Raw genomic sequence first — 25,490 nt, forward strand, 5'->3', positions numbered from 1 at the left:
GCGTTCCTTAAAGTGCGGCGTTGAACTGACGGATAAGCGCGTTGACCGTTTCCGGATTCTGCTGTGCAACATTGACGGTTTCATGCGGATCGGTTTCGTGATCGTAGAGTTCCACAAAAACCGGTTCCGCTTCGGGATGCCGCACATCTTTCCACAGGATAATGCGATAACGATCGGTGCGCATGGCATAGCCCATCAGATGATTTTCAAAGAGATCACGATCCCATTTATCGCCCTGCTGTTTAATAATGCGCTGTTCGACCTCTTCAATCAGCGGACCGAAAAAGGTTTCGCGCATCTGCGGCATCAACGGATTGGCCGCCCATTCACGAAGTGCCGGATTCGGAAACTGACTGAATGCGACCTGATCCCACGGCCGTTCCGGATCATCCAGCAACGGAACAAAACTTTCGCCATCCAGATGTTTCGGCAGTTCAAGACCTGCCAGTTCGCAGAGTGTCGGATACATATCCACCAGCTCCACCAGTGCATCGGTGGTTTTTCCCCGACTTCCGGCCGGCATATCCGGTGTCCAGATCAGCAGCGGAACGCGTGTGGCAATTTCATAGTTGGTTGCTTTGCCCCAGATGCCCATATCGCCGAGGTGCCAGCCGTGATCCCCCCAGACCATAATAATGGTATTATCGCGCACACCGGCTTCGTCCAGAGCCTGAAGCACTTTACCAATCTGCGCATCGATATAACTGACGCAGCCGAGATAAGCATGTTTCAAATTCCGGGCCAGTTCGTCATCGATATCGCCGGATTTCGGAATATCGGAACGGACTCGCAGTTCAAACGAGGCATGCAGTCCCATGGCAGCACCGTCTTTCGGTGCTGTGGTGTGCCCGGCCAGCGGAATGGCGTTGTGATCATACAGATCCCAGTATTTTTTCGGTGCGATAAATTCAAGGTGCGGCTTATAAAAACCGACCCCCAGGAAAAACGGTTTATCACCTTCAGCCAGCTGTTTAATTTCCGCGACAGCGACGTCAGCGTTGTACCCATCGCGATAGGCATTATCCGGCACATCGGCAAATTCATAGGCCGGGCCGTGAACCAGACCGGTTTTTCCAACGCCCACCCAGTATTTCTTCTCCAGATAATCTTTGGTTTCCTTGAAAATTTTACGATTTTCCGGCTCGGCATACGGATTGCCGACCACCGGCCGTTTTACATTGAGCTTCATTGGACGGCGGCTCCAGGAATGCTCCCAGTCGGCAAATTTTTCGCTATGGAAAATCTTGCCGATCTGCGTGGTTTCATAGCCGTTGTTCATAAAGTGCTGTGAAAGCGTTACGATGTCGGGATTCAGCTCACGGAAATGAGCATAGTTTTCCACCACACCGATGGAGTCCGGCCGCGCTCCGCACATCAGACTGGCCCGCGATGGACCGCAGATCGGTTCCTGGCAGTAGGCCCGGTTGAACAGCAGTCCCTCTGAGGCAAGCCGGTCCAGATTCGGACTGATGGCGATTTCCGAACCGTAGCATCCCAGCTCCGGCCGCAGATCATCAACGGCGATAAAAAGAATATTGGGTTTTTCGGCCGCTCCGGCCCCACAGGCCAGAGACAAAAGAAGTGTTCCGATCACAGTACGTCTGTTCATATTCATCCTCTACGGGTTAAAGTACGATTGAACAGGTCTACCGAAACAGCAGTCGGTCTGTCTCGGCCGATACTGCATTTGTCCCATCATTCATTCTACTTTGCCAGAGAAGGTTTCCAGTACTTTCCGCGCCCGCGGCACACTTCGCGCCGGAATTCAACCGGGGATTGGCCGGTATTCTTTTTGAACTGCCGCGAAAAACGCGGATAGTTGCTGTAGCCCACCTGATAACAGATTTCCAGTGCATTATCGGAACTGTCGCGCAACAGTTCACAGGCCTTACGAATGCGCAGACCGTTAAGATAATTCATGAACGTGGAACCGGTTTCATTTTTAAACAATCTGCAGAAATAAGGTTCCGCCGTACCGCACATACGGGCCATGGCTTCCAACGTCAGTTCCTCATCATAATGATCGTGAATATAGTTGAGCACCGCCCGCAGTCCCTGCATGCATTTCGATACCGAAACACTGACCTCCTGTTTCACCGTTCGCCGGCTCTCCAGCGCACGGTCATGCTGTTCCGACATCAGCGCCATCAGTTCCAGAAAATAAAAACGGCACAGGGCGTGGCTCTTTTCCGAGGAAGTATGCGAATGGACTTTGAGCAGTTCAAGAACGTGTTCCATGGATTGCCGCACTTCCCGCGCAAGCTCCATTTTCACGGCCGCTGATTCTTTCTCCACCAGCGACATCAGTGATTTAAAGTAGTAGACATTCGGAGACTCCGACTGCTGAAGCATTTCCAATGACTGGATATTCAGATCCACCGCCTGCGGCAGGAAGCTGCAGAAATAGGAACAGCAGACCGCCTTTTCCTGATCGTCCAGCCTATGGAGCACATAGGGCTTGATAATGAGAATCTCTCCCTGCTTCAGGATTTCCGTCCGGCTTTTAAACCGACAGACCAGCGATCCTTTTTTCACGTAAAGGAACTCGAAATATTCATGGCGGTGCAGCTCGTCGATCCGCAGTTCACGGTCTTCCACCCGGTCCACGTGCACCGGGAAAGACAACGCATCGAATATCGCACCTGATTGTACCAGACTCATTATACACTCCTTAGGTCCAACACTGCACCCCTCATCCGGCAGGATGAAAACAGAGGATAATCCCAAAAGGCGCTACTCGTCAGCTGAATAGGCAGATATTTTTTTGAAATCCGCTGAACACCGGTTTATTCCGTAGAAAAAACCTCGCAGGATTTCGCTCCCCGGCACATGAATTTTCCGACCCAACCTCTGATACCATTTACTAAAAAATTCCGGTCTTAACGACAGCGTTATTCCGCGCAGCGACGCAGAGCAACTGTGTCATAACTCAACCTTTATTTCTGCTTTTCTAAGTTCGGACTGCATGTGGATGAGCATTTTCCTCATCCCTGCGACCATTGCACATTTATAGGGTTTCCCGCGCGATTGGAGTCCATCGGTATAGGCTTTGATTACAGGATTATACATCGCTGCAGTTCCGGTCGCCATATACAGCGCTTTTCTGACCTTCGCACGCCCGCTTTTGATTTTTCGCTTTCCTTTAAATCTGCCGCTGTCTCTGTTGTAGGGGGCAACGCCGGCGAGAGCAACGAGTTCATTTCTGCTGAGCATCGTGATTTCACCGAGGAAGGCCATGATCATCCATGCGCTAACTTCGCCAACGCCTTTGATGGCAGTGAGACAGGATAAACAGGCCGACAGACTCTCATCGGAGTTGATCAGTTCCCGGATGCGCTTCTCAATGGCTGTGATTTCTTTTTTCAGGACATCCAGCGATTCTTTGCTAACGTCAACCGCAATCAGGGTTAATTCATGTTTCATGGTTTTTCTCCGTCTTGTAGAGGTGAGCTCAAAAGGCTCTGTCAACTGTTTGAGATAAAACCGGAGCAGCTTCGGAGGATCCCTGCTCTGCGATGAACGCTGCCTCCGGCAGGTTCTGGACGCAGAATGATCTCTTCCGAAACCCCGCCGAGCTTTTCGTCAAAAGCCCGGCGGTTCCCTGGTGCTCCTGAGCTTACTTAACTGAGGAGCTTTTTTCCTCCCCTTTCTCCGACGAGTAATGGTTCCCATTCTCGAAAGGGGAAAAAGCTCAAATGATGTCGGGAGAAACCTACAAGGCGCAGCCGTTTATGACTGAATTTCTCTGCGTCCTCGGCGCCTCTGCGCGGGATCAAATTTATACCGGATAGTTTTAACGTTTGGTATGAAACGTTCCGCTTTTGCGGACAAGTACAATAAGCGCATATTAAATTACAAGATCAGCTATGTTTCCTTCTTTTTCTGTGTGCAAACGTAAATCTGTCAATCTGCTGGAGAAACAATGAGTGAACTGATGCTACCCATTTTTATAATTATTCTGGCCAGTATTTTCCAGGGTACCTTCGGCCTCGGAATGAAATACGTTAAACCGCTGTCCTGGGAGGCATGGTGGATCGTGCATGCCACAGTTGCCATGGTATTCTTCCCGCTCATCTGGGCATTAATGGTTGTTCCTGATCTGGGAACCGTGCTTGCCCAAGCCCCTGCCAATGAAATTTTCTCCGGCGCGGCTCTGGGATTCGGCTGGGGAATCGGCGGAATCATGTTCGGTGTTTCCGTTGGCTATATTGGGATGTCACTCACCTACGGCATTGTCATGGGACTCTGTTCTATTGCCGGAGCACTGGTTCCGTTTTTTCTCCGTTTTGATTCCATTAACAAAGACGGTATTCCTTTCATTCTCGCGGGCCTTACTTTGCTGGCAGTTGCGGTCTTCATTGTGACCCTCGCCGGTCTGAAACGCGATAAAGCGTTGGCCGAAGCCGGTGGCGAAATACGGGGAATTAAGAAAGGGAAAGAATTCAAACTCGGCCTGCTCATCGCATCTGTCAGTGGAATCCTCTCTGCGATGCTGGCCATCGGTTTTGACAATACCATGGAAATCGGGAAACTGGCTGAAAAAGCCGGTGCACTGCAGCGCAACACCGCTCTGGCCCGCTGGGTGGTTGTACTGGCCGGAGCCTATCTTATGAATGCCGGCTATGCTCTGTTCCTTCTGTTCAAAAACAAATCCTTTTCCTCTTTTAAATCGCCCGGCATGTTTAAAGCCCTTAAATGGTCTGTTATCGCCGGTCTACTCTGGTTTGCCGCTCTCGGAACCTATGGTCAGGGTGTTGCTCTAATGGGAAAAATCGGAACGATGATCTGCTGGCCTGTGATGCTCGGCCTTTCTTTAATCGTCAGCAATATTGCTGCAATTATTACCGGCGAATGGAAAGGCATGAAAGGGCCGTTTCAAATCATGCTCGGCGGCGTCATGGTCATTATTGCAGCTACCGTGGTTATGACCTATGCATCGACTCTTTAAATAACGGAAAATCCATGATTGAATGTATTAGAACGTATCGACTTCAGCACAAACTGGATGAATCCTTCGGATTCTCGCAGTGGCATTACGACACCCGCAACCAGCTGCTCGTTGAGATCATCGACGAATCGGGAGCGGTCGGATGGGGCGAATGCTACGGTCCGGCTACCATCACCCAGAACGCCATCGATACTTTTTACGCTCCGCTACTACTGGGATGGGATCCGCTGAAAAATGAGGCCGCCTGGCAGCACTGCTGGAGGTCTTCGCTCGATTTCGCCATGAAAGGCCCCATGATGGGCGCCATCTCCGGCATCGATATGGCACTGATTGACCTTAAAGGAAAACTCCTCAAAGTTTCTGTTTCCGAACTGATGGGCGGTCGTTTACGTGATACTGTTGAATGTTATGCAACAGGCATGTATTTCCGACGGCAGCCTGAGGAGCAGCTGCTCGAAACCATTCTTCAGGAAGCCGGCATCTATGTCCGCAACGGCTACAAAGCCATGAAAATAAAAGTCGGTAAAAATATGGCTTTCGATAAAAGAATGGCGATCGCCTTTCGCGAAACCTTTCCCGAAATCCGCCTGATGGCCGACTCCAACCACGCCTACGATCTGCCGGAAGCCATCGAAATCGGGCATGTGCTCGAGGAGCACGACTACAAATGGTTCGAAGAACCGCTTTCCCCGATTCATCCGGAACTCTTTCGCCAGCTGTCAGACAAAGTGAATATTCCCATCGCAACCGGAGAATGTGAACAGACCCGTTACGGTTTTCAGAACCTGCTGAAACACGGTGGTGTTCAGATTGCCCAGCCCGACCTTGCCTACTGCGGCGGCCCCACCGAAGCGCTTAAAATCCGCAGTATTGCCGCTTCAATGGGCATCAACACCATTGCCCACTGCTGGGGCACACAGCTCAACCTGGCCAGTGCGGTTCATTTTCTGGCCACCACCTATATTGAACCGGGACGAGCTGAAATAACACAGCCTCTGCTTGAACGAGATTTAACCCCCAACCCGATGCGTGACGAAATGTATGCCGTGGAAGTGGAGATCGAAAACGGAACTGCAAAGGTTCCTGCCGTTCCCGGTCTCGGCGTCGAACCCGACCGCATTGTGCTGGATCATTATTGTGTACAGAAAACGGAGAAAACCCATGTCGGAAACAATGTATCCCATGCTGATCAACGGAGAAAAGATCACCACACGAAAATCGTTTGATGTCCTCAATCCGGCCACCGGCCAGATTCTCGGGCAGGCTCCGGAAATTGATGCAGACAACATTCAGTATGTGCTGAAGTCGGCGAAGGCCGGCTTTCAAATCTGGTCGGCTAAAACCCCGGCGGAACGTAAAAGCCTTATCCTGAACTATGCCGATTTGCTGGCTGCGAACAGTGAGCGTATTATCGAACTGCTTATCGCCGAAACCGGAAAACCGCGTGATAATGCGGAATACGATTTCGGTATGCTGAACAACTGCCTCCGCTTTTTCGTCGAAGAATATGAGCGTCTCGATCAGCCTGTTCTTCACGATCCCGACGGCCGGTTTCTGCACTACATCCAGCGTCAGCCGCTCGGCGTAGCCGTCGGTATGCTGGCCTGGAACTTTCCCCTGCTGAACGTCGCCTACAAAATCGGCCCCGTTCTGGCGGCCGGCTGTTCCGCCATTCTCAAACCGTCCAGCTATACTCCGCTCGCCTCCCTGGAAGTCGCTTATCTGGCCAAAGAAGCGGGCATTCCGGACGGCGTCATCAACATGATCACCGGTACCGACCACAACATCACTAAAGGGCTGCTCAGCAGCGATATCCCATCCATGGTCACGATGATCGGTTCCACCCGTGCCGGACTGGAAGTCATGAATTCCTCCACCACCAGTATCAAACATTTTTCGGTCGAACTCGGCGGCAACGCACCGGTAGTCGTTTATCCGGATGCCGACGTTGTTGATGCGGCAAACAAAACCGTGGATCTGAAATTCGCCAACTGCGGACAGGTCTGCGTATCCCCGAACCGCTGTTTCGTGCACGAATCGGTTTACGATGAATTTGTGTCCGCTGCGCGGGAACGCGCCTCCTCCATCGAAATGGGTCCGCTCGTTTCCGATAAAGCACGCCGGTATGTTCTCGGCCTCGTGGAATCTGCGGTGGCTGACGGAGCGGAAATCGTCTGCGGTGGAAAAGCCGTGGAAGGCGGCGGCTTCTTTATGGAACCAACCATTCTTTCCAACGTCGTTCCCAAAATGAAAGTGGCTTACGAAGAAATTTTCGGTCCCGTTCTGCCAATCATAAAATATACGGATGCCGATGACGAAATCGCTTTGGCCAATGACACCGTTTACGGGCTCGCCGCCTACGTGTTCACCTCCAGCCTTTCCAATGGACTGCGTGCCGCGCGCGATATCCAGACCGGCAGCGTTTGTGTAAACGAACCGCACTATTCCGTTCAGCTCCCGCACGGGGGACTGAAACAGAGCGGTCTCGGCAAAGACTGTTCGCGCTACAGTCTGGAGGAATATCTCACTCTCAAACGCGTATCGGTACTGATCGATAAATAACCGGAGAAAATAATCCATGATCTTTCCTGAAGATATGATCCGGAGACTGGAAAAAACCGGCATCGTGGCCGGTTTCTCCATCGAAAAAACCGAACATGCCGTACCGTTGGCCAATGCCCTGCTGGAAGGAGGCATCGAAGCCATTGAACTGACTTTCCGTACTCCGACGGCACTGGATGCATTGAAAGCGATTGCCGATCAGGTTCCGGAAATGCTGATCGGTGTCGGAACCATTCTGACCCCGGAACAGGTGCAGCAGGTCAAAGAAGCCGGGGCACATTTTGCCGTTTCGCCGGGGATGAATCCGCGTGTAATCCTGACGGCCATCGATGCCGGCGTTCCCTTTGCTCCCGGCATTGCCACTCCGTCCGATCTCGAAGCCGCCATTGAACTGGGCTGCCGGTTTGTAAAATTTTTCCCGGCCGAAGCTTCCGGTGGAATCCCCTACCTGCGCAGCATGAGCGCGCCCTACAAACACCTCGGTATGCAGTATTTTCCGCTGGGCGGAATGAATTCCGTAAATATGACGGACTATCTCAAAGAGCCTAACGTTCCAGCCATTGGTGGTTCATGGATTGTTAAACAGGATCTCGTAAATGCCGGTGATTGGGAGACCATCACAGCCCGCGCCGCAGAAGTGATTGAAACCGCACAAAAAGGATTGAAACAGGAATGAGCAAAACCGTTGTAACCTTTGGAGAAATCATGGCCCGCCTGGCAGCACCGCAGAACCTGCGGTTGCGGCAGACCCGCGAACTGGAAGTTACCTATGCCGGAGCCGAGGCCAGTGTTGCGGCTTCCATCTGCAACTTCGGCGGCAAAGCCCGCTATGTTACGGCCCTGCCGAAACATGCGCTGGCCGAAGCCACTGTAGACTCCGTCCGCGCCGTCGGCATTGATACCGAATTTGTGTTGCGGACCGATGACGGCCGGCTGGGTCTCTACTTTCTCGAAACCGGCGCAAATCAGCGGCCGAGCAATGTGATTTATGACCGCACCGACTCCTCGGTTTCCATCACCTCCGCAGATCAGTATGACTGGGACGGAATTTTTGAAAATGCCGGATGGCTGCATCTCAGCGGTATTACACCGGCCCTCTCGGAAAATGCGGCCGAAGCCACGCTCGCGGCCGCACAGAAGGCCAAGACCGCCGGGGCGCTGGTATCCATCGATCTCAATTTCCGCGGCAAGCTCTGGAAATGGGATGCCTCGAAAACCGCCCGCGAACTGGCGCAGGAAACCATGTGTAAAATTCTGCCGTTTACGGATGTGGTGATTGCCAACGAAGAGGACTGCCACGATGTGCTCGGCATTCGGGCGGGCGATACCGATGTCCATGCCGGCGCGCTCGACACCGCCCGCTATCCCGATGTTGCTAAACAGGTGATCAGTCAGTTTCCCAATGTTTCTAAAGTGGCTATCACACTGCGCGAAAGCTACTCGGCCAACCACAACAACTGGGGGGCTATGCTTTATGATGCCGAAAGCGGAATCGCGCATTTTGCTCCGCTGGATGCCGACGGAAATTACCGTCCCTATCCGATTAAAAACATTGTTGACCGGGTCGGCGGCGGTGATTCATTTGCCGGTGGTTTGATTTTCGCGCTCACAACACCGGAACTCAGCCATCCGGCTGATGCGATCCGCTATGCCGTGGCTGCTTCGTGCCTGAAGCATTCCATCAAAGGAGACTTCAACTTTTCAACCCGTGCCGAAGTCGAAGCCCTTATGAGCGGATCGGCCTCCGGCCGCGTAGTGCGATGACTTCCGATTGTCCGGCCGTTTTCCTCAGACCGGGAAACGGCCGTATTTGTTAGGGCGCAAACCGGCATAGTTTTTACGGAATCCCGCATTACCGGGAATCTTTATTCTGTTACCCTCCGTTTTTTGGAGGTTAACCATGTTAAGATTATTTGTTGTACTTCTGCTCTGCGGTATCGTCGGCGGAACTTCCGCCAAACCGGCAGTCTGGATTATCAGTGACGGGGCCGATAAAACCCTTGAACGTGCACCGGGAAAACACATTACCGATCCGGATGACATTTCGGCCATTGCGGCGTATCTGCTGATGGCCAATGAGTTTGACACCCGTGCCATCGTCGTAGGCGGCAATCTCAATTCGCAGCCGCATCAGCGTGAACTCAGCATGAAAAAATGGGCGGAGGATCTTTTTCTGAAAGCCTATCTCGCCGATCTTCCGAAACTGAATGCGGCCCTTGGCGGTTATCCGGACCGTATCCGTTTCATTGAATCCTACACCTGGAAAAACCCGGAAAAATACAATCCTCAAAAACGCTATCTTTCGCTGGAAAACTATCCCTCCGTAATGGCCCTCTTTCAGGAACTGGAAAAGACGGAAGGAAAGCTGTATATCCTCTGCTGGGGTACGCAGTCGGAACCGGCGCTGCTGATCAGCCACTGCCTGACCGCCGGCCGCAAAGATCTGTTGAAGAAAGCGGTCTTTATCTCGCACTGGACCAACTCCTATTTTCACGTCGGCACCATGGATAAACCGTGGCGCACTCATAATGCCTGGGCCGACGAAGATGCAACCGCCTATGTAAAAAAAAGGGCGGAAGCCGGTGATATCGTTTTTTACGAATGCGCCGCCATCGGACAGGCAGGCATTGTGGAAGGCAGCCCGCGCGGCGCCGCATTTTACGATCAATTTAAAGCCTCACATCTCGGGAGAGTTTACCGACACGGCAAATATGCACCCTGGCTGAAAACCGTCGATGATTCTGACTCTGCAACCTTCTGGGTGCTGCTGGGAACCTACGGAGTAACACTGAACGACATCGCCGCCGACGGTACCAATTCACCGGATACCGAAAAGCGGAACGAAGCAGCTTTTTTCAAAGCGGCTCCGGAAATGCGCAAAGAGCTGCTTCGCCGTTCCAATGCCGCAGCAGGAATCAAATAAGCTCAGTCGGAATTTGACATCCGTCCGCTGATTCCCCCAAATCCCCCGCATGAAAAAACGCATTATCTTCATTCTTATGTTTGTTATCATCGTCGGAATTATCTATTTCCGTCCGACAACCGAATGGACTCAGTGCAGCAAATGCGGCGTCCAGCAGATTGAACGCGGCATCGCGCGGCGGGTCATCCCGTCGTGGTCGGTTTATGAGTTCGATGAATTCGGCACCTATGCCGAATGGAAACAGCTTCATCCTGGCGAAAACTGCAGCCATGATTTCCGGAAAGTGAAACATAAAACGCCGGCCACTACGCTCAAGGAACTGCATCAGGCGGAAGATTGAAATAAACCGCCTCCGGCTTCAGTGCTCCAGCTTTCGGAACTCCCGCGGAGACATCCCCTTGTGTTTCAGAAACTGGCGGTTAAAATTCGACAGATTCCGGAACCCCACGGAAAATGCGATTTCCGTGACCGACATATCGGTTTCAAGCAACAGCCGGCAGGCTTCACTCAAACGGAGCCGAATAACATATTCAATGAACGGAATTCCCATATATTTTTTAAAAAAACGACTGAACGCTTCGGGAGATAAATATGCAGCTGCTGCAATTTCGTTCAGACGTATGCTTTCTGTAAATTTACGATGAATAAAATCGATGGCTTTGTTCAGCCGTTCACTTTCATGGTGCACCTCGGCGCGCAGATACTGTTTTGTGGCCAGCATCCGGTTTCGGCAGCAGGAGATCTGATCCAGAAATCCGATTAGACACGCCACACGAATTGCGGGCCGAGCCTGTAGTATCTGATCAAAAAGCGTTTGAATCCGGTCGGAATCAAAACCTATAAATTTCAGTCCCTGCGCGGATTTTCTTAAAATATTTCTTATTTCCTCCATTTCGGGCAAATCGAAAAAAGCGGCTCCGAGACAGGTCGGGCGGAACTGTACATACAGCGAACAGACACGGTGCGACGCCGCGTCCTGCAGCGTATCGCTGAAAAAGGCGTGAGGAAGATTGGCCCCGAACAGAAAAAGTTCTCCGGCTTCGAACCGTCCGGAATAGTCCCCGGCGACCAGTCGTCCCCGCCCCTCTTTTATATAAATCAGCTCTGCTTCCTCATGAACGTGATAGGAATGCACAAAATTCCGATCTTCAAATTTATGCGCGTAGAAGGAGGATCCAACGTTTTTTCTGATATGTTCATAGGCCACTTTCATAGCGGAATACCCCGTCTGTTAACCGGTTCTTTACAGGTCTACCGGTAATTTATAAATAAATCAATATAGTATCATTATTGATCATTCCCGGCGTAGTCTTCTGTATTCATCTCCGTATTATGGATGACTCTAATTCAATACATACAGGTAAGAATTATGAATCCGAAAAATACACCCGACTTTCTGCAGCTCCCTGAAAACGGTATTGCACATCATGCGATCCGCGAATTGATCCCTCCTTTTACCAAACCCCGTAAAACCCGTTTAATTGTGCTGGGCTGCGGCGTAAGAGCTCATTTTCCGTGGGATGAGGCATGCCGCCGTTACAACGAAGCAACCGCCCGGATTGAGGCTGCGGTTGACACCCGGCTTTTCGAAATTGTCCGCGCGGAAGCTCCTTATGAAGATGCCGATCTGATGACGGCTTTTCTCAACTGTCAGTTGCATGAAGGAATTGACGGACTGATACTTTTTCACGCCTCCTATACTACAGGTGAGCTTGGCGCCATTCTGGGACGCTGGCTCACCATAAACCATGTCCCGCTGCTGAGCTGGTCGTTCCCGGATGACCGCGGCGAACGCCTATCGGCCAACAGCATGTGCTGCCAGAATTTCCTGCTTGGAATTTTCAATACCCTGGGGGTGAAATATGCCTGGTTCCAGCAGGCGGTCGAAGCGGATATTCACCCGATGATTCCGCGTTTCGCCCGCAGTGTCCGGGCGGTATCCCGCTTTAAAACCGGGAAACTGCTGACCCTAGGAGCAGCACGCGTCCCCGGTTTCTATGACTGCGAACTCGATGAACTAAATGTGATGAAACGGTACGGCATTCGTGTAGACCGCGTCGGAATTGATGCGGTTTTCGACCGCGCACAAAAATTCAGCGACGCCGCTTTAAAAACGGTTCGTGATGCCCTTATAAGATCTCCGGAGTGCGCTTCCAATACTGTTCCGGATGAACAGATTTTCCAAACGCTGCGCCTGGCCTTGGGCACACTGGACCTGGCCTCCGAAAACAACTATATCGGATGCGCCGTTAAGAGCTGGCCGGAAATGTTTGATGTTTACGGCTGTGCATCGGACGGTGCGGTTTCTCTGATGAATGACTTCGGCCTGTGCACCACGGAAGAAGGTGATATGAATGGTCTGATGTCCTCCATGGCTCTCTTTCTGATTTCAGAAGGCCGGGCGATTCCGACCATGATGGATATTTCCATCGCGGATACCGAAAACAACCGCCTGGGAATCTGGCACTGTGGATCAAGTGCCACCCGCCTGCTGCGCAAAGGCACCCGGTTTGATATCCGGCAGCACTCCATCCTCGAAAATGCCGATCCGGAAACGGCTGTTGGGATGATGCTTGAGTTTCTGCTGGAACTGGGCGAAGTGACTATGGTGCGCTATCAAAGTCCGGATTCGTCCCGCATGTATGGATGGGAAGGCGATCTGCGGGAATGCGAAGCCGCTTTCCGTGGATCCTATGGAGAACTCGAACCGAAAGCCCCGCTCACGGTGGATACCATTATGGGTACTATTTTTGATCGCGGTCTGGATCATCATTGGTCGCTGGGTTACGGCAGCTGGATGGAGGATCTCCGCATGATGAATCACTGGCTCGGTGTGGAGGAAATTCCGCATTCAAATCCAGGCGGTATGTGCGGCTTCAGCTCCTGCTGATTTCAGAAAGCCTTTATGATGAACACAACAACCTATGACGCTATTGTTGTCGGACTTAATGTCGTCGACATTCTCTTCGAACTGCCTGAAAAAGTGACCGAAGGCGAAAAGCACGAAGTGTCCCGTCTTCTGATTCAAGGCGGTGCACCCGCCGGAAATGCCGCCTGCGGTCTGGCCTCCATGGGCTGGAAAACCGGCTTTGTCGGCAAACTGGGCCGGAATACACTGAGTACGGTTTCCCGCACAGAACTCCGCCGATACGGTGTTTCGGAAAGCCTGTTGCAGGAAACGCCCGAAGCACAGCCCGCAGTAGCCGTAGTTGCCATTGATCAGCAGGGAGAGCGCACCGTCTATTACAGCCTGACCGGATATAAAAAGTTAACCCCTCAGGAAATACCGGCAGAGGCCGTTAAAAACTGCCGGTTGGTACTGGTAGACGGATACGAAACGGAAGGTGCTCTGGAAACCCTCAGGATTGCCCATGAACACGGCATTCCCTCAGTACTCGATATTGAAACCGGCGATGCGGAACTGATGCGCAAAGCGATGACACTCGGCACAGACACGATTCTTCCGCTCGCCGGTGCCCTGGAGCTCGCCGGCTGTGAAAGTATGGAGGAAACACTGCGTAAACTTTCCCGGTGGACCCCCGGCAGGGTCATAATCACTGATGGCGTAAACGGAAGCTGGGCACTGATTGAAAATGACCTTTTTCATCAGCCGGCATTCAAGGTCGAGGCCGTGGATACCACCGGGTGCGGCGATGCCTATCACGCCGGTTATGCCTCGGCCCTGCTCGATGCTCTTCCTCTGAAACTCCGTATGGAATTTGCCGCCTTTTTTGCTTCGCGTGTCGCTCTGCAGTTCGGCGGACGGACACAGCTGCCGAATGCCGCATCACTCAAAACCGAAGATTTATCCGGTTTATCTGCAGAACTTAAAAATTATATCCGAAACAAGGAGTAAATCATGCCGCTGGTTACAATGACTGAACTGCTGGAATTAAACAAAAATGGAAACTGGGCCGTCGGCGCTGTCGATGTCATGAACCAGGATATGGTACGCGGAGTAATCGCCGGAGCCGAAAAAGTGAAGGCCCCGGTCATTCTTATGCTGGCCGAGGTGCATGAATCGCTGGTCAGCATTGAAGAACTCGGAACCATCATGATCGACTGTGCCCGACGGGCCTCAGTTCCGGTCTGTGTACATTTCGATCACGGCGAAACCTACAGCTCGATTATCCGAGCGATGAAAGCCGGATTTACATCGGTAATGTACGACGGCTCTCATCTTCCCCTCGAAGAGAATATTCAAACGACAAAAGAGATTGTCCGGGTGGCCAAAGCGCTGGGGATATCCGTGGAAGCGGAGCTGGGACAGCTGACCCGGCCCGAGGGATGTGATGACGAAGGTATTGAAGAGAATCCCGACCTCTATACCGACCCCGAAGAAGCGGTCCGGTTTTATCATGAAACCGGGATTGATGCGCTGGCCGTTGCTTTCGGCACAGCACATGGCGTCTACGCCAGACAGCCGGTACTCGACTTCAACCGCCTGCAGGAAATCCGAAAAAAAACCGGCGCACCGCTGGTAATGCACGGCGGCTCCGGACTGAAAGCATCCGATTTTCATACCGCAATTGACTGCGGCGTAAAGAAGATCAACTATTACAGCAACATGGTTTTCTCTGTGGCCCAGACCATCAGAAAAAAACTGAATGAGGCCGAAGGGAAAACCTACTACCACGATATCTCCAGCTGGGCCATCGAAGCCATCTCTGATGACATTGCCGACACCCTGACCCGCTTCCGCAGCAACGGAAAAATCTGAGCGGAAAAACAAAAAGGAGCTGCGCTTCCACGCGGCTCCTTCGAATTTTATCCACTTTAGCAATGCAAACTTTTACTCCGCACTGAACGTCAGCTCCCCTTTCAGATCACCGGAGGAAGCACTCAGAGTAATTTTCCCATCATCTCTACCGATCTGCAGCAGGGCCGTGGCAATGCCCGCTTCCGCTGTGATGGCCTCGGTGTTCAGCACTTCGGCATCCCCGTCGATTTCAACCTTAACTTTATCAGCATACGTCGGAACCACTGTTCCGTTTTCGTCAACAGCCCGGATATAGGCAAATACCGTATCATTCACTCCGGCCTGCGGTTTCACGCCGCTTTCATCGATATCAATTTCCAGTTTAACCGGTTTTCCCGGGGTGCGGACCACATGCTCCGCCATCGGTTTTCCATCGATATATCCGACCGCTTTCAGTGTGCCCGACTTAAACTTTTCAAAGGTAAAGGTGAACGGCGGATGCCCCAGGTTTTCAGTATTTTTTCCGGTATCCGGCTTCTGTTTCCCGAGCGATGCACCATTCAGAAAGAGTTCAACTTCGTCGCAGTTACTGAAAACTTTGACCTTCAACGGCGAATCCTTGGTCCACCAGCTTGCAATGTGTGCCATGGCCCCCTGTGCCGGATCTCGCTGGCTCTGATAGAAATAATACGCAAACTTCGGAATACGGAAAATATCCACCACACCGGAATACTCGATATCTTCAGCATAACCGCGGTTATAATCGTTAAATACCCAGTAGCCGTCACCAAAAGCGTGGGTATTGAGATTGTCGTTATACGCTTCCTGCAGGTTGTACGCCTGCTGAAGCAGACGGGCTTCACCGAAACCGCGGGACTGACGGCTGCTCATTTCCAGCCGGCGGTTTTTATCCAGCTTGTCCTGATTCAGCCCGGCGTTGTTCGAGAAATATTCCCAGTCGCCGTATTCCGACACAAAATACGGCTTATCGGGATTTCTATGATAACCGTGCATAATCCGATGCTGCCGCGCCTGGAGAAAAATATCCCAGGCATGATCAATCCAGCCGGCGGTAAAGGTATTATCGCCCGGATATTCCGCATGCGCCAGCCGGTGCAGTTCTTCAATGAAATAATCCGGCATATCTTTAGTTTCGTTCAGCGAAACCTCCCAGGCAAGCACACTCGGATGATTACGGTCGCGGCGGACCAGCTCACGCGAAGAGCGGTAGCAGTATTCACGAAACCGGTCGTCGTCGAGATAATACTGCCAGCCCATAATCGCATCCAGCGTCAGCAGACCCAGTTCGTCGCAGGCATCCATAAATGCCGGTGAATGCGGATAGTGTGAAAGGCGGACAACATTGAACCCGGCATCCTTTATTTTCTTTGCATCCCGATATTGTGCCGCATCCGACATCGCGTACCCGATGAACGGATAATCCTGATGACGGTTGGTTCCTCGCAGGTACATCTTTTCGCCGTTCAGGTAAAACTCGTGCCCATTGCGGAACTCCAGTTTACGGATACCGAAACGTGTCGTTTCCGAATCCACCCTCATTCCGTTAATCAGCACCGTGGTTTCCAGAGTATGCAGATTCGGTTCATCCGGAGACCATAACGGTGCTTCCAGAAGCTCTATATTTTCCACCAGTTCAATATCATTTCCGGCATCCAGAACAACAGGATTGGATCTTTTTTCCGCTACCGTTTTTCCATTGTACAATACGGTCTGCACAATCTGAATGGTCTGGGGCTCGGTCCTTTCATTGACCACATGTGTTTTTACATTTACCGTGGATTTTGCTTCAGACACTTCGGGATACGTAATAAAGATTCCACCGCCGGCTTCTTTATCCGCCAGCACCGGATGAGAAATGTAAACCTTTTCCTTCATCGTCACCAGTACGTTACGGTAAAGCCCGCTGTACATGCAGAAATCGAGGCGTTTCACCGGCTTCGGACCGGTGTATGGATTATCACGATTATCCAGGCGGATCGCGACGGTATTCTCCTGCCCCGGTTTCACAAATTCAGTGGCATCAATCACCACCGGCAGATAGCCGCCTTCGCGTTCCTTCGCCAGCCGGCCGTTGATCCAGATTTTCGACTGGCTCATCGCGCCTTCCAGAGTCAGCCAGATTTTTTTATCGGCCAGACTTTCATCAACCGCAAAGTTTTTCCGGTACCAGACCACACCCTGCCATTGGTCGGTAATCACCAGCGGTTCAAGATAAGCCGAATGAGGCAGATCCACAGTGTCCCACCCGGAATCATCAAATTCCGAAGACTCGAAACCGACTGAGGGATCATCCGGATTTTCCAGACGCAGGAATTTCCAATCCTGGTTTACAGTAACCGTAGTTTCATTCACTTCCTTACAACCGGCCACCAGACCGGCTACGGTCAGCAGACTCATCCATAAAACACTTTTTTTCATAAGACTCCTCTAATTCTTAATCGGCTGTCCCGCCATGGGATAATGCGGTGTTACCGTTGTTTCCTTTTCCAGAATCGCTTTCATCCGCTCCAGAATTTCAGGATACTTATTCGCGACATTCTCGGTTTCATACAGATCCTTTTCGAGATCATAGAGCTCCACTTTTCCGGAAACTCCGTAACGCACAGCTTTCCATTTGCCCATACGGGTTGCCTGACGAAACGCTTTTTCAGTGGGACTTTCGATGATCTCAAAATAGATATAATCATGCTTTTTCTGCTCTTTTCCCAGCACCTCGGGGAGAAAAGAAATTCCGTCGGTCTGTTCAGGCGGCTGAATACCGGCAATTTCAGCAAACGTCGGCATCACATCGTAAAAGGTCGCCTGATGATCCGTCACTTTGCCTTTCAGCCCTTTGGCCGGCCATACGGCAATTGCGGGGACACGGACTCCGCCTTCATACATATCACGTTTGTACCCCCTCAGCCCGCCGGAACTTTTAAAGAAAAAACGGTCGTGATGATTTTCCGCTGTCGGTCCGTTATCGGAAGTAAACAGAATGAAGGTGTTGTCCAGCTCACCCATAGCCTCGAGTTTATCCAGCAGCCGTTTAATCTGCTGATCGAGCATGGTAATACGCGAGGCATGCCTCCGTTCAATTTCGGGCCAGCGGTACCCGTTGCGCATTTCATCCTTATAATTTTCGTACTCGCTCAGAAAAAACTCATGCGCGTGCGGACTGCGGTAGGACATAAACAGGAAAAGCGGTTTTTCGGCATCGTATTCTGTATCCAGATAATCCAATGCAATCTCAGTACGGAACTCATCCAGACAGCTCCACTTTGTATAATCATGAAAGATCTCTTCGGTATTGCCGTTTTTCAGATGATAGCGCTCATCATAGACTCCGCCATCCGGCTTCGGTCCCCACTGCTCCTGCACCGCAAAATCAAATCCGCGACTGCACGCCCAGGTGGAAACATCCTCCGGAATTCCCAGATGCCATTTGCCGATAAACGCCGTCTGATAACCGGCCCCTTTCAGCATTTCCGCGAGCGTAACCTCAGACTTCTTCAAGGCGATACGGTCCCATCTTCCACCGACCGTCACGAAGGCCTTGTTCCCTCGAATTGTGGCTTTCCCGGCGTGAATCCCCGTCATCAGAACACCGCGTGACGGAGAACACACCGAACAGCCCGCATAAAAATCAGTAAAGCGGACACCTTGTTCAGCCAGCCCATCAATCGTCGGCGTTTTAATGATCTCCTGACCGTAACACCCGAGTTCACCATACCCCATATCATCGGCCAGCAGGATCACGATATTCGGTTTTTTCGCCTGTGCCGTACTCAGAAACCAGGCACTCAGAAACAGCAGTATTATTTTTTTCATCTTTACCTCACCCTAAAATAAAAAAGGTATAAAGTTTCCCGGAAAGCAGGCCGGACACCTTCATACCTTTGTTGCTGAAATGATTATTTTTTCTGCGCTTCCGGAAAATTCCACTTATCGAAATGTGACGGCTTCCGACTCTTCTGAATCAGTGTCGTCAGTTCGGCCGCCACTTCCGGATATTCTTTTGCAAGGTTTCTGGTTTCACCGGGATCCTTTTCCAGATCGTACAGTTCAAGCGGCTGTTTCGGGTTTTTATTGATGTTGTACATTACCCCCTTCCATTTGCCTTTCCGGATGGCCTTACGCCCGCCCTTCATCGTGAATTCCCAGTAAAGATATTCATGCTCCTTCTGCCCCGCTTTGCCCAGCAGCGTCGGAAGATAGGAAATACCATCCACTTTCTTATCCAGCGGAACACCGGTCAGCTCCGCCACCGTCGGCAGAAAATCCCAGAAAGCGGATAGATGATCGTTCACCACCCCTTCCTGAATTCTGCCCGGCCACATCGCAATGAACGGCACATGAATTCCACCTTCATACAGATCGCGCTTAAACCCTTTCCAGGTTCCGTTGGAATCAAAATATTCCGGGTCCGCTCCGCCTTCCTCATGGGGTCCGTTGTCCGATGTGAAAATCACCAGCGTGTTGTCCGCTACTCCGAGTTTTTCCAGTTCGGCCATCACTTCACCGACATAATCATCCAGCACATTCACCATCGCAGCAAAAGCCGCATGCCCCTCCGGCTGACCTCTGTAATAATCCTCTTCATAGTTCAGCTCCGGCAGATATTTCCCCCGGTATTTTTCCATATATCTTTCCGGGGCAATCATATCGGCGTGCGGCTGAACAGCGGCATAGTACATGAAAAACGGTTCGTCTGTATTTTCCCGCAGAAACTTCAGGGCCTCTTCATGAATAAGATCCGGTGCATAATCCCTGCTGAACGAACCGACATTCCCCCACAGAAATTCCCGCTCGTTATCGCTCCAGAGCCATGCCGGATAATAGCAGTGCGCCATACGCTGACAGTTATAGCCGTAAAAACGGTCAAAACCCATGCGCTGCGGATCACTCGTCGATCCGGCCATGCCCAGCCCCCATTTTCCGAATACGCCTGTTTTATAGCCCGCCTTCTTAAAATGATGTGCCACGGTATACGTATCCGCCGGCATCGGCTGCTGCCCTTCCGGCTTTAATTCTGCATTCCCCCTCACCGCCGCATGGCCCATGTGATAGCCCGTCAGCAGCGAACAGCGCGACGGTGCGCAAACGGTTGAACCCGAATAATGGTTCGTAAACCGCATGCCCTTTTTCGCCAGTGCATCAATATTCGGTGTTTCAAACTTCGTCTGGCCATAACAGCTCAGATCGCCATACCCCAGGTCATCCGCCAGAATAAAAACCACGTTCGGCTTTTTCGCCAGAACCTGTATTCCTGCAAGAAAAACAACTCCGACCATCATCCATTTTTTCATCATATACTCACTCCTGCTCACAGTTTACCCCCCTCGGTTTTCAACCGTAAAATGAACAGTAGATGTAATCAGTTATGCCTCGAACTGATAGGCAATAATTTGTTTTAAACATACAAAAATTCGCCAGCGGCTCATCCTCCTCATATTTTTTTTGCGGATAATTCTTATCATACATATATTATATACTATTATCTTTCTTGCCAGATGTGCCGCAGAAGAACCCTGCAGTACTGGACCTTCTTTCTGTCACACCATTAAAAAAGGAGAAAAAATGAGGATATTGAAAAGAGGAATATATTTCAGCTGCACCGCACTCAGCCTGACCTTCGCGGAAACCGGGGAAATTCGCACCTGGTCTTCGGCCAATGGACAGGCCACGTTTTCAGGTTCCGTGGTACAAATTGTTTCCGGAAAAGTGATTCTCGATAACGGGCAAGGCAAAGAAGTTACGGTGCCCATCGCAAAACTTTCACAAGCAGACCGCGACTATCTATCCGCTTATCAGCAGGAACGCAAATCGGAACAGCGCGCAGCGGAACGGAAAGTGGACCTGCCCTACAAGCAGGGCGAAGTGGTGGGACCGATCCGCGCCAAATCGAGCTCACATTATTATCTCTATTTACCCGAATCGCTGACCAGTACACGCAAGGCGCCTTTGCTATTTTATACACACTCCTCCCGCCCGCAGGATGCACGCCTGATCGAAGAGCTGATTACAGCCGCGGAAATCAACGGCTGGGTGATGGCCCTGTCGGTTGAATCCTGCAACGATAACGGCACCAGTGCCAACCTCGATACCGCAAACAAAGCCGTTGACCATATTCTCGATACACTTCCCGTGGATAAAAAACGGCTCTACTTTACCGGGAATTCCGGTGGCGGGGCCATGTGCATGATTAATGGAGCGGATATGCGCGCCTGCGGGTTAATGCCGAATGTCGGATATCTGCCCTCATCAGCGGGCAAACCGAAATGCGATGTTTTTGTGATCAACGGAGGCACCGACTACAACCGCTATACCTCTGCAGACATGAGGAAAAAAATCGGTAAAACAGCCGTTCATCGATTTCACGGAGGCGGACATGGCAAAGCGCCCGCATGGCTTTTTCAGGATGGCATGCTCTGGCTCGAAGGCCGGTATCTCGCAGAAAAAGGCGATAAAGCGGCCGGAGAACGGGATGATTATATCGAGGCATTAACCGCCTGGATCAATGCCAATACAATCCGCGAGCCCCACCGGGCCTATTACTGGGCGGTCTTTATGAAAAAACAGCTGAACTGCTCTCCCGCCCAAAACGCCGCGCTTGATGCCGTCATCAGCGAACTCGGCCAGGCCCCTGAAAACGCACTCTATGTCGAAGGGCTTGCCGATATTGACAATCTGTCTCTCAATAAACTCTCTAAATATGGCCAGGGGTCGCTGTATGACCATTCCAACGGAGCCGTGGAATCAGAATGTGAAAAACTGCTCCGGAAATACGAAGGCGTACCCGTCATAGAGGATGCCCTCAAAGCCATCGGTTCCCCCACGCCCCCCAAACCATCCTATGCCTACTGATCCCCTGTATGCCTCTGCCGGCACGCACCGTCGAATGTATTGTTCAATAAAGGAAAAATATGAAAATCAAATATGTCCTGTTCATCTGCTGCTTCATCCACTCATTATCTGCCCGGGGAGATCAATACCGCGTTTTTACCGATGCGAATGGCCGGTCCATTGAAGCTAAAATTGTTCAATTAGATCCTTCCGGGAAGAAGGTGACGCTTGAGCGGAAAAACAGAAAAACAGCCACCATTCCCGTCAACATGCTCTCCGAAGAGGATCAGAATTACATTCTTTCATGGGAAAAGAAGTCGGCTACCACGCAGCTTGCTGCCAAACAGGAATCTGTTGTTTTATCAAAGAAGGAGCTCAAGTTAATCGGAGAGCAATACATTGAAGCCTTGGAAACTGGCGATTTTGAAAAATTCCGGTCTCTTTATCTCAACCCGGATCAAATAGATCTATCGATGTTTGAAAAACTCAAGGCCGTGGTTAACGAGATGGAATATGAGGGTGTGGATGACGGCAACATAGAACTGTCCGTAGAATTCAACAGCAACTCCGCTGAACCTGATTTTTACTGGGTTTATGATCCGAATATAAACTTGGCAATCTATGCAAATCACTGTGAACGATGGCTGCTTCTTACATCTGATGGAAAGATCAAATATGATATGATGCTGTTTCACCATCCTATGACATTTGCCATCCTTAAAGTATATCATATCAATACTATATGCGGTCCGCGCAAGGGCGCATTCGTCAATGAAATACATCAGAGAAATGCCGCGATCGCCTATGAGGAGTTAAAGAGCTTAGACATTCCGATGTTCGGTCTCGACCTGAACAGTAATCCGAATACCATCGGAACTTCATTGAAAAAGATTCAGCGCTGGATGCAGGATGAAGGAGATCAATGGGACACATCGGAACCCAAAGCGTTCTATCCTCAGGATTGTATTAAATCTGAGTCTGCCCTGATTGTAAATTAGCCGCTCATAAAAGAGCAGATGAATCTTCTGCGGAACACAGGGTGCCCGACATAACGGTTGGACAGCCCCGGATGTGCGTAACGATTCGCACATTATCGCCGGAATGCGGGCAGCCCCGGATGTTCAGTTTTTTATATCCTGCCAAGGACGGGAGGGATCGGTATCGAATGAACCGTCGTGGAAGGTGCCGAACCATTTATCGAACGGGATCAGACATTCGCCGAAATTATAACGATAATAACGGTGATGCAGATAGTGGAAGTAGGAACCGGTCGGCACCTTGCCGTCGAGAATCGGCCCTTCAAATCCATGATGACCGCCCGCTGGTGTCAACGCCGTGAGCTGCGCATTAAACAGCATATGTAATGGATGTGACGGAACAATCCAGTGAATCATGATGACACTGAAATATCCGAAACATTCCACCGGATGCATCGCCAGACCGGCCCATGGCCCGGGATTGACGTTGAGATGATGCAGCGAGTGGTACCGCTTAAACATCGGCTTCCAATGCAGAAAACGGTGCACCCAGTAAAAATGAAATTCGCGCCAGACGGGAATCAGGAAAAACCAGGCGACAAACCAGACCGGATGCATCGCCCATTCGAGAAAAGGAATTTTACCATTGGCGTAGGCCCACATAAACAGCACTTCATAGGCCGTCCAGAACGGTACCGCACTCACGCACGTCCAGAAAATATTGTCGAGCACCTGGTTTTTGAAGAGAAACTTTTTATTCCCTTTGTTCTGCCAGCGGGGATCATATTTCTGCTTTGTGCCCTGAAGCTTCAGCATATAGAGCACCAGATGCCACGCCCCGCAGACCATCCAGATCAGAATTTCATTCCGCACCAGCATATAAAGAATCCAGTTCCAGCTGAACGAACGGCACTGCTCCAGCGGCGGCTGAAACCAGTACCATGTTGCAGCGGTCACTCCGAAAAAAAGAAGGTGCCACGGCCAGATATAACCCGGCCATCCAAAAAGCCATTTCAGTATTGCACCGATGTTCTGCGGCGTTTGAAAAAGAGGAGCATATTTCACCGGATACGGCGGACGCCATTCCCCTTGCTGTTGTATTCTCCGAATTCACATGACTTCTTCTCTTTTGCATTCATGATGATCACCTTACTCATAATTCAATTTAAAATAAGAGCCGCAGCAGAATTCGAATGAACAGCGACGCCGCTCATCCGTGACATACTGCGGCCTGAAACTACCGCCGGTTGAACTCCCTCACTGCATCAAAGGCCGCAATGATATTTTCGGCAGGGACCTCCGGCAGAATATTATGAATGGTATTAAAGATAAATCCGCCGCCCGGACTGAACAGTTCGCATCGTTCCAGCACATGTTCCCGAACGGCGGCGGGCGTGGCCTTATTCAGAACCGAAGCCGTATCGCATCCCCCTCCCCAAAAGGTGATCTGATCGCCGAATTCTTTTTTCAGGCGCTCCGGCTCCATTTCGAAGCAGTTGGTCTGTACCGGATTGATGATGTCATATCCCGCTTCAATGAGATCAGGCATAATACGGTAAATCGAACCGCAGGAATGCAGAAAGGTTTTCATCTGCGAATTTTCGTGCACAAAGGCATTCAGCCGGGTGTGATGCGGTTTAAACAGTTCACGATACGTATCCGGCGGCATAAACAGTCCGCCGGTTGTGCCCAGATCGTCGCCGAAACGCAGAATATCACAGCAGTCGCCCACCGCCTCACACACCTTTTCCAGTGTTTGAAGATGACGCTTCATCAGTTCTTCCAGCAGCCCCGTTACCGCCTCGGGCTCTGTCAGCAGATCCACCAGAAAGTTATCAAGTTTTCTCAGAAACGTGCCCCACTCAAACAGATTGCAACCGCAGACGATCATTAATGCTTTATCGCTCTCTTCCCGCAACCGCAGGGTATTTTCACGCAACGTGGTCCAGAACTTCGGATCGTCGGCATGATCCCACGGGCTGTGCGCCATCGCCTGCCAGAGCACCATATCCATAGCGTCATCAAGACCGTCGTAGTTTTCCGGATAATCCTTTTCATAAGGGAAATAGGTCTGGTCGAAAAAGGCACCGTCCGGTGGCATACGGGCAATCACTTTTCCGTTGCGCTCCACCTCCCAGGCACCATCTTCACGTTTCTGCGGCCTGAACCATTCGGGATACTGCGCCGGCGTTCCGTCCGGCAGCGTAATGTCATACCAGTCATCATCCGCCGTATTAAAAGTCCGGCCGATATCCAGCACATCACAACCCAGTGCATCCAGTACCTCCGTTTCTGGCTGTGCCAGCTGCTGCACCACATCATAAATCCGGGTGTGACCACCATGGAAGCCCAGTGCTTTCTTGAGCTTATTGTAGCCCATGGCCGAAATGCCGGAACTTGGGTTCGACCCCAGATCAACCGGAATCTGATCGACGGCCTGATGATTGATTGCTGCAAGTACGCGTTCTTTTGAAGTCATATCTTCTTTCCAAAGTTAAAATGAATATTACAGTGAAAGATGTTTTTCATCACAAT

21 protein-coding genes are annotated in these 25,490 nt (G+C 51.1%); 12 read left to right on the top strand and 9 right to left on the bottom strand.

Annotated elements, in window-relative coordinates; all coding sequences use genetic code 11:
- Positions 1-7 precede the first annotated feature (7 nt).
- The 3 genes from EGM51_06095 to EGM51_06105 form a co-directional block, all read right to left on the bottom strand.
- Positions 8-1,615: an iduronate-2-sulfatase gene (locus EGM51_06095; protein ID QBG46985.1), complete on the bottom strand. Its 1,608-nt coding sequence runs from the start codon at positions 1,613-1,615 to the stop codon at positions 8-10.
- Positions 1,616-1,704: 89 nt separating this feature from the next.
- Positions 1,705-2,661, bottom strand: coding sequence for an AraC family transcriptional regulator (locus EGM51_06100; GenBank protein ID QBG46986.1), 957 nt, complete (start codon positions 2,659-2,661; stop codon positions 1,705-1,707).
- Between the two features lie 261 nt (positions 2,662-2,922).
- Positions 2,923-3,423, bottom strand: coding sequence for an IS110 family transposase (locus EGM51_06105; protein QBG46987.1), 501 nt, complete (start codon positions 3,421-3,423; stop codon positions 2,923-2,925).
- A gap of 511 nt (positions 3,424-3,934) precedes the next feature.
- Between EGM51_06105 and EGM51_06110 the strand changes: the two genes are divergently transcribed.
- The 7 genes from EGM51_06110 (at position 3,935) to EGM51_06140 (ending at position 10,773) form a co-directional block, all read left to right on the top strand.
- Positions 3,935-4,948 (top strand): rhamnose/proton symporter RhaT, encoded by a 1,014-nt coding sequence (locus EGM51_06110; GenBank protein ID QBG49257.1) that lies wholly within the window; start codon positions 3,935-3,937, stop codon positions 4,946-4,948.
- 14 nt (positions 4,949-4,962) lie between these two features.
- Positions 4,963-6,174 carry a mandelate racemase/muconate lactonizing enzyme family protein gene (locus EGM51_06115; protein ID QBG46988.1) on the top strand — a complete coding sequence of 404 codons (1,212 nt, stop codon included), beginning with the start codon at positions 4,963-4,965 and terminating at the stop codon, positions 6,172-6,174.
- Positions 6,110-7,510 (top strand): aldehyde dehydrogenase family protein, encoded by a 1,401-nt coding sequence (locus EGM51_06120; protein ID QBG46989.1) that lies wholly within the window; start codon positions 6,110-6,112, stop codon positions 7,508-7,510. The genes EGM51_06115 and EGM51_06120 overlap by 65 nt, the downstream gene beginning before the upstream one ends.
- Before the next feature lie 16 nt (positions 7,511-7,526).
- Positions 7,527-8,186, top strand: coding sequence for a bifunctional 4-hydroxy-2-oxoglutarate aldolase/2-dehydro-3-deoxy-phosphogluconate aldolase (gene eda / locus EGM51_06125; GenBank protein QBG46990.1), 660 nt, complete (start codon positions 7,527-7,529; stop codon positions 8,184-8,186).
- Positions 8,183-9,274, top strand: coding sequence for a sugar kinase (locus EGM51_06130; GenBank protein ID QBG46991.1), 1,092 nt, complete (start codon positions 8,183-8,185; stop codon positions 9,272-9,274). The genes eda and EGM51_06130 overlap by 4 nt, the downstream gene beginning before the upstream one ends.
- A gap of 136 nt (positions 9,275-9,410) precedes the next feature.
- A complete protein-coding gene (locus EGM51_06135; protein QBG46992.1) occupies positions 9,411-10,433 on the top strand; it encodes a hypothetical protein in 1,023 nt (340 codons plus the stop codon).
- A 49-nt stretch (positions 10,434-10,482) separates the two neighbouring features.
- Complete coding sequence (locus EGM51_06140) at positions 10,483-10,773, top strand: hypothetical protein (GenBank protein ID QBG46993.1); 291 nt, start codon at positions 10,483-10,485, stop codon at positions 10,771-10,773.
- An 18-nt stretch (positions 10,774-10,791) separates the two neighbouring features.
- Here the strand turns inward: EGM51_06140 and EGM51_06145 are convergent, their stop codons facing one another.
- Positions 10,792-11,646 carry an AraC family transcriptional regulator gene (locus EGM51_06145; protein ID QBG46994.1) on the bottom strand — a complete coding sequence of 285 codons (855 nt, stop codon included), beginning with the start codon at positions 11,644-11,646 and terminating at the stop codon, positions 10,792-10,794.
- Between the two features lie 156 nt (positions 11,647-11,802).
- Here EGM51_06145 and EGM51_06150 point away from each other — a divergent pair, with 156 nt between their 5' ends.
- From EGM51_06150 to EGM51_06160, 3 genes are read left to right on the top strand one after another with little or no spacing between them, the layout of a single operon-like run.
- Positions 11,803-13,323, top strand: a complete 1,521-nt coding sequence (locus EGM51_06150) for a fucose isomerase (protein ID QBG46995.1) — start codon at positions 11,803-11,805, stop codon at positions 13,321-13,323.
- 15 nt (positions 13,324-13,338) lie between these two features.
- A complete protein-coding gene (locus EGM51_06155) occupies positions 13,339-14,289 on the top strand; it encodes a ribokinase (GenBank protein ID QBG46996.1) in 951 nt (316 codons plus the stop codon).
- A gap of 3 nt (positions 14,290-14,292) precedes the next feature.
- Entirely contained in the window at positions 14,293-15,153 is an 861-nt protein-coding gene (locus EGM51_06160; protein ID QBG46997.1) for a class II fructose-bisphosphate aldolase, read from the top strand.
- Positions 15,154-15,225: 72 nt separating this feature from the next.
- On the opposite strand, the gene EGM51_06165 is transcribed toward EGM51_06160, so the two are convergent.
- The 3 genes from EGM51_06165 to EGM51_06175 all read right to left on the bottom strand — a co-directional run bounded on the left by EGM51_06165 (position 15,226) and on the right by EGM51_06175 (position 20,441).
- Entirely contained in the window at positions 15,226-17,571 is a 2,346-nt protein-coding gene (locus EGM51_06165) for a glycoside hydrolase family 2 protein (GenBank protein QBG46998.1), read from the bottom strand.
- 9 nt (positions 17,572-17,580) lie between these two features.
- A complete protein-coding gene (locus tag EGM51_06170) occupies positions 17,581-18,963 on the bottom strand; it encodes a DUF4976 domain-containing protein (protein ID QBG46999.1) in 1,383 nt (460 codons plus the stop codon).
- A gap of 83 nt (positions 18,964-19,046) precedes the next feature.
- A complete protein-coding gene (locus tag EGM51_06175) occupies positions 19,047-20,441 on the bottom strand; it encodes an arylsulfatase (GenBank protein QBG49258.1) in 1,395 nt (464 codons plus the stop codon).
- Between the two features lie 271 nt (positions 20,442-20,712).
- On the opposite strand from EGM51_06175, the gene EGM51_06180 reads away from it, so the two are divergent.
- On the top strand, positions 20,713-21,999 hold the full coding sequence (locus tag EGM51_06180) for a hypothetical protein (protein ID QBG47000.1): 1,287 nt from the start codon (positions 20,713-20,715) through the stop codon (positions 21,997-21,999).
- Positions 22,000-22,058: 59 nt separating this feature from the next.
- Complete coding sequence (locus tag EGM51_06185; GenBank protein QBG47001.1) at positions 22,059-22,976, top strand: hypothetical protein; 918 nt, start codon at positions 22,059-22,061, stop codon at positions 22,974-22,976.
- Between the two features lie 123 nt (positions 22,977-23,099).
- Here EGM51_06185 and EGM51_06190 read toward each other — a convergent pair whose 3' ends face one another.
- Together EGM51_06190 and EGM51_06195 are read right to left on the bottom strand one after the other, a co-directional pair.
- On the bottom strand, positions 23,100-24,065 hold the full coding sequence (locus EGM51_06190; protein ID QBG47002.1) for a sterol desaturase family protein: 966 nt from the start codon (positions 24,063-24,065) through the stop codon (positions 23,100-23,102).
- Between the two features lie 127 nt (positions 24,066-24,192).
- Positions 24,193-25,434, bottom strand: coding sequence for a methyltransferase (locus tag EGM51_06195; GenBank protein ID QBG47003.1), 1,242 nt, complete (start codon positions 25,432-25,434; stop codon positions 24,193-24,195).
- Positions 25,435-25,490: the final 56 nt, after the last annotated feature.

It is taken from the genome of Verrucomicrobia bacterium S94, from assembly GCA_004299845.1.
In the GTDB taxonomy this organism is placed as follows: Bacteria; Verrucomicrobiota; Kiritimatiellia; order Kiritimatiellales; family Pontiellaceae; genus Pontiella.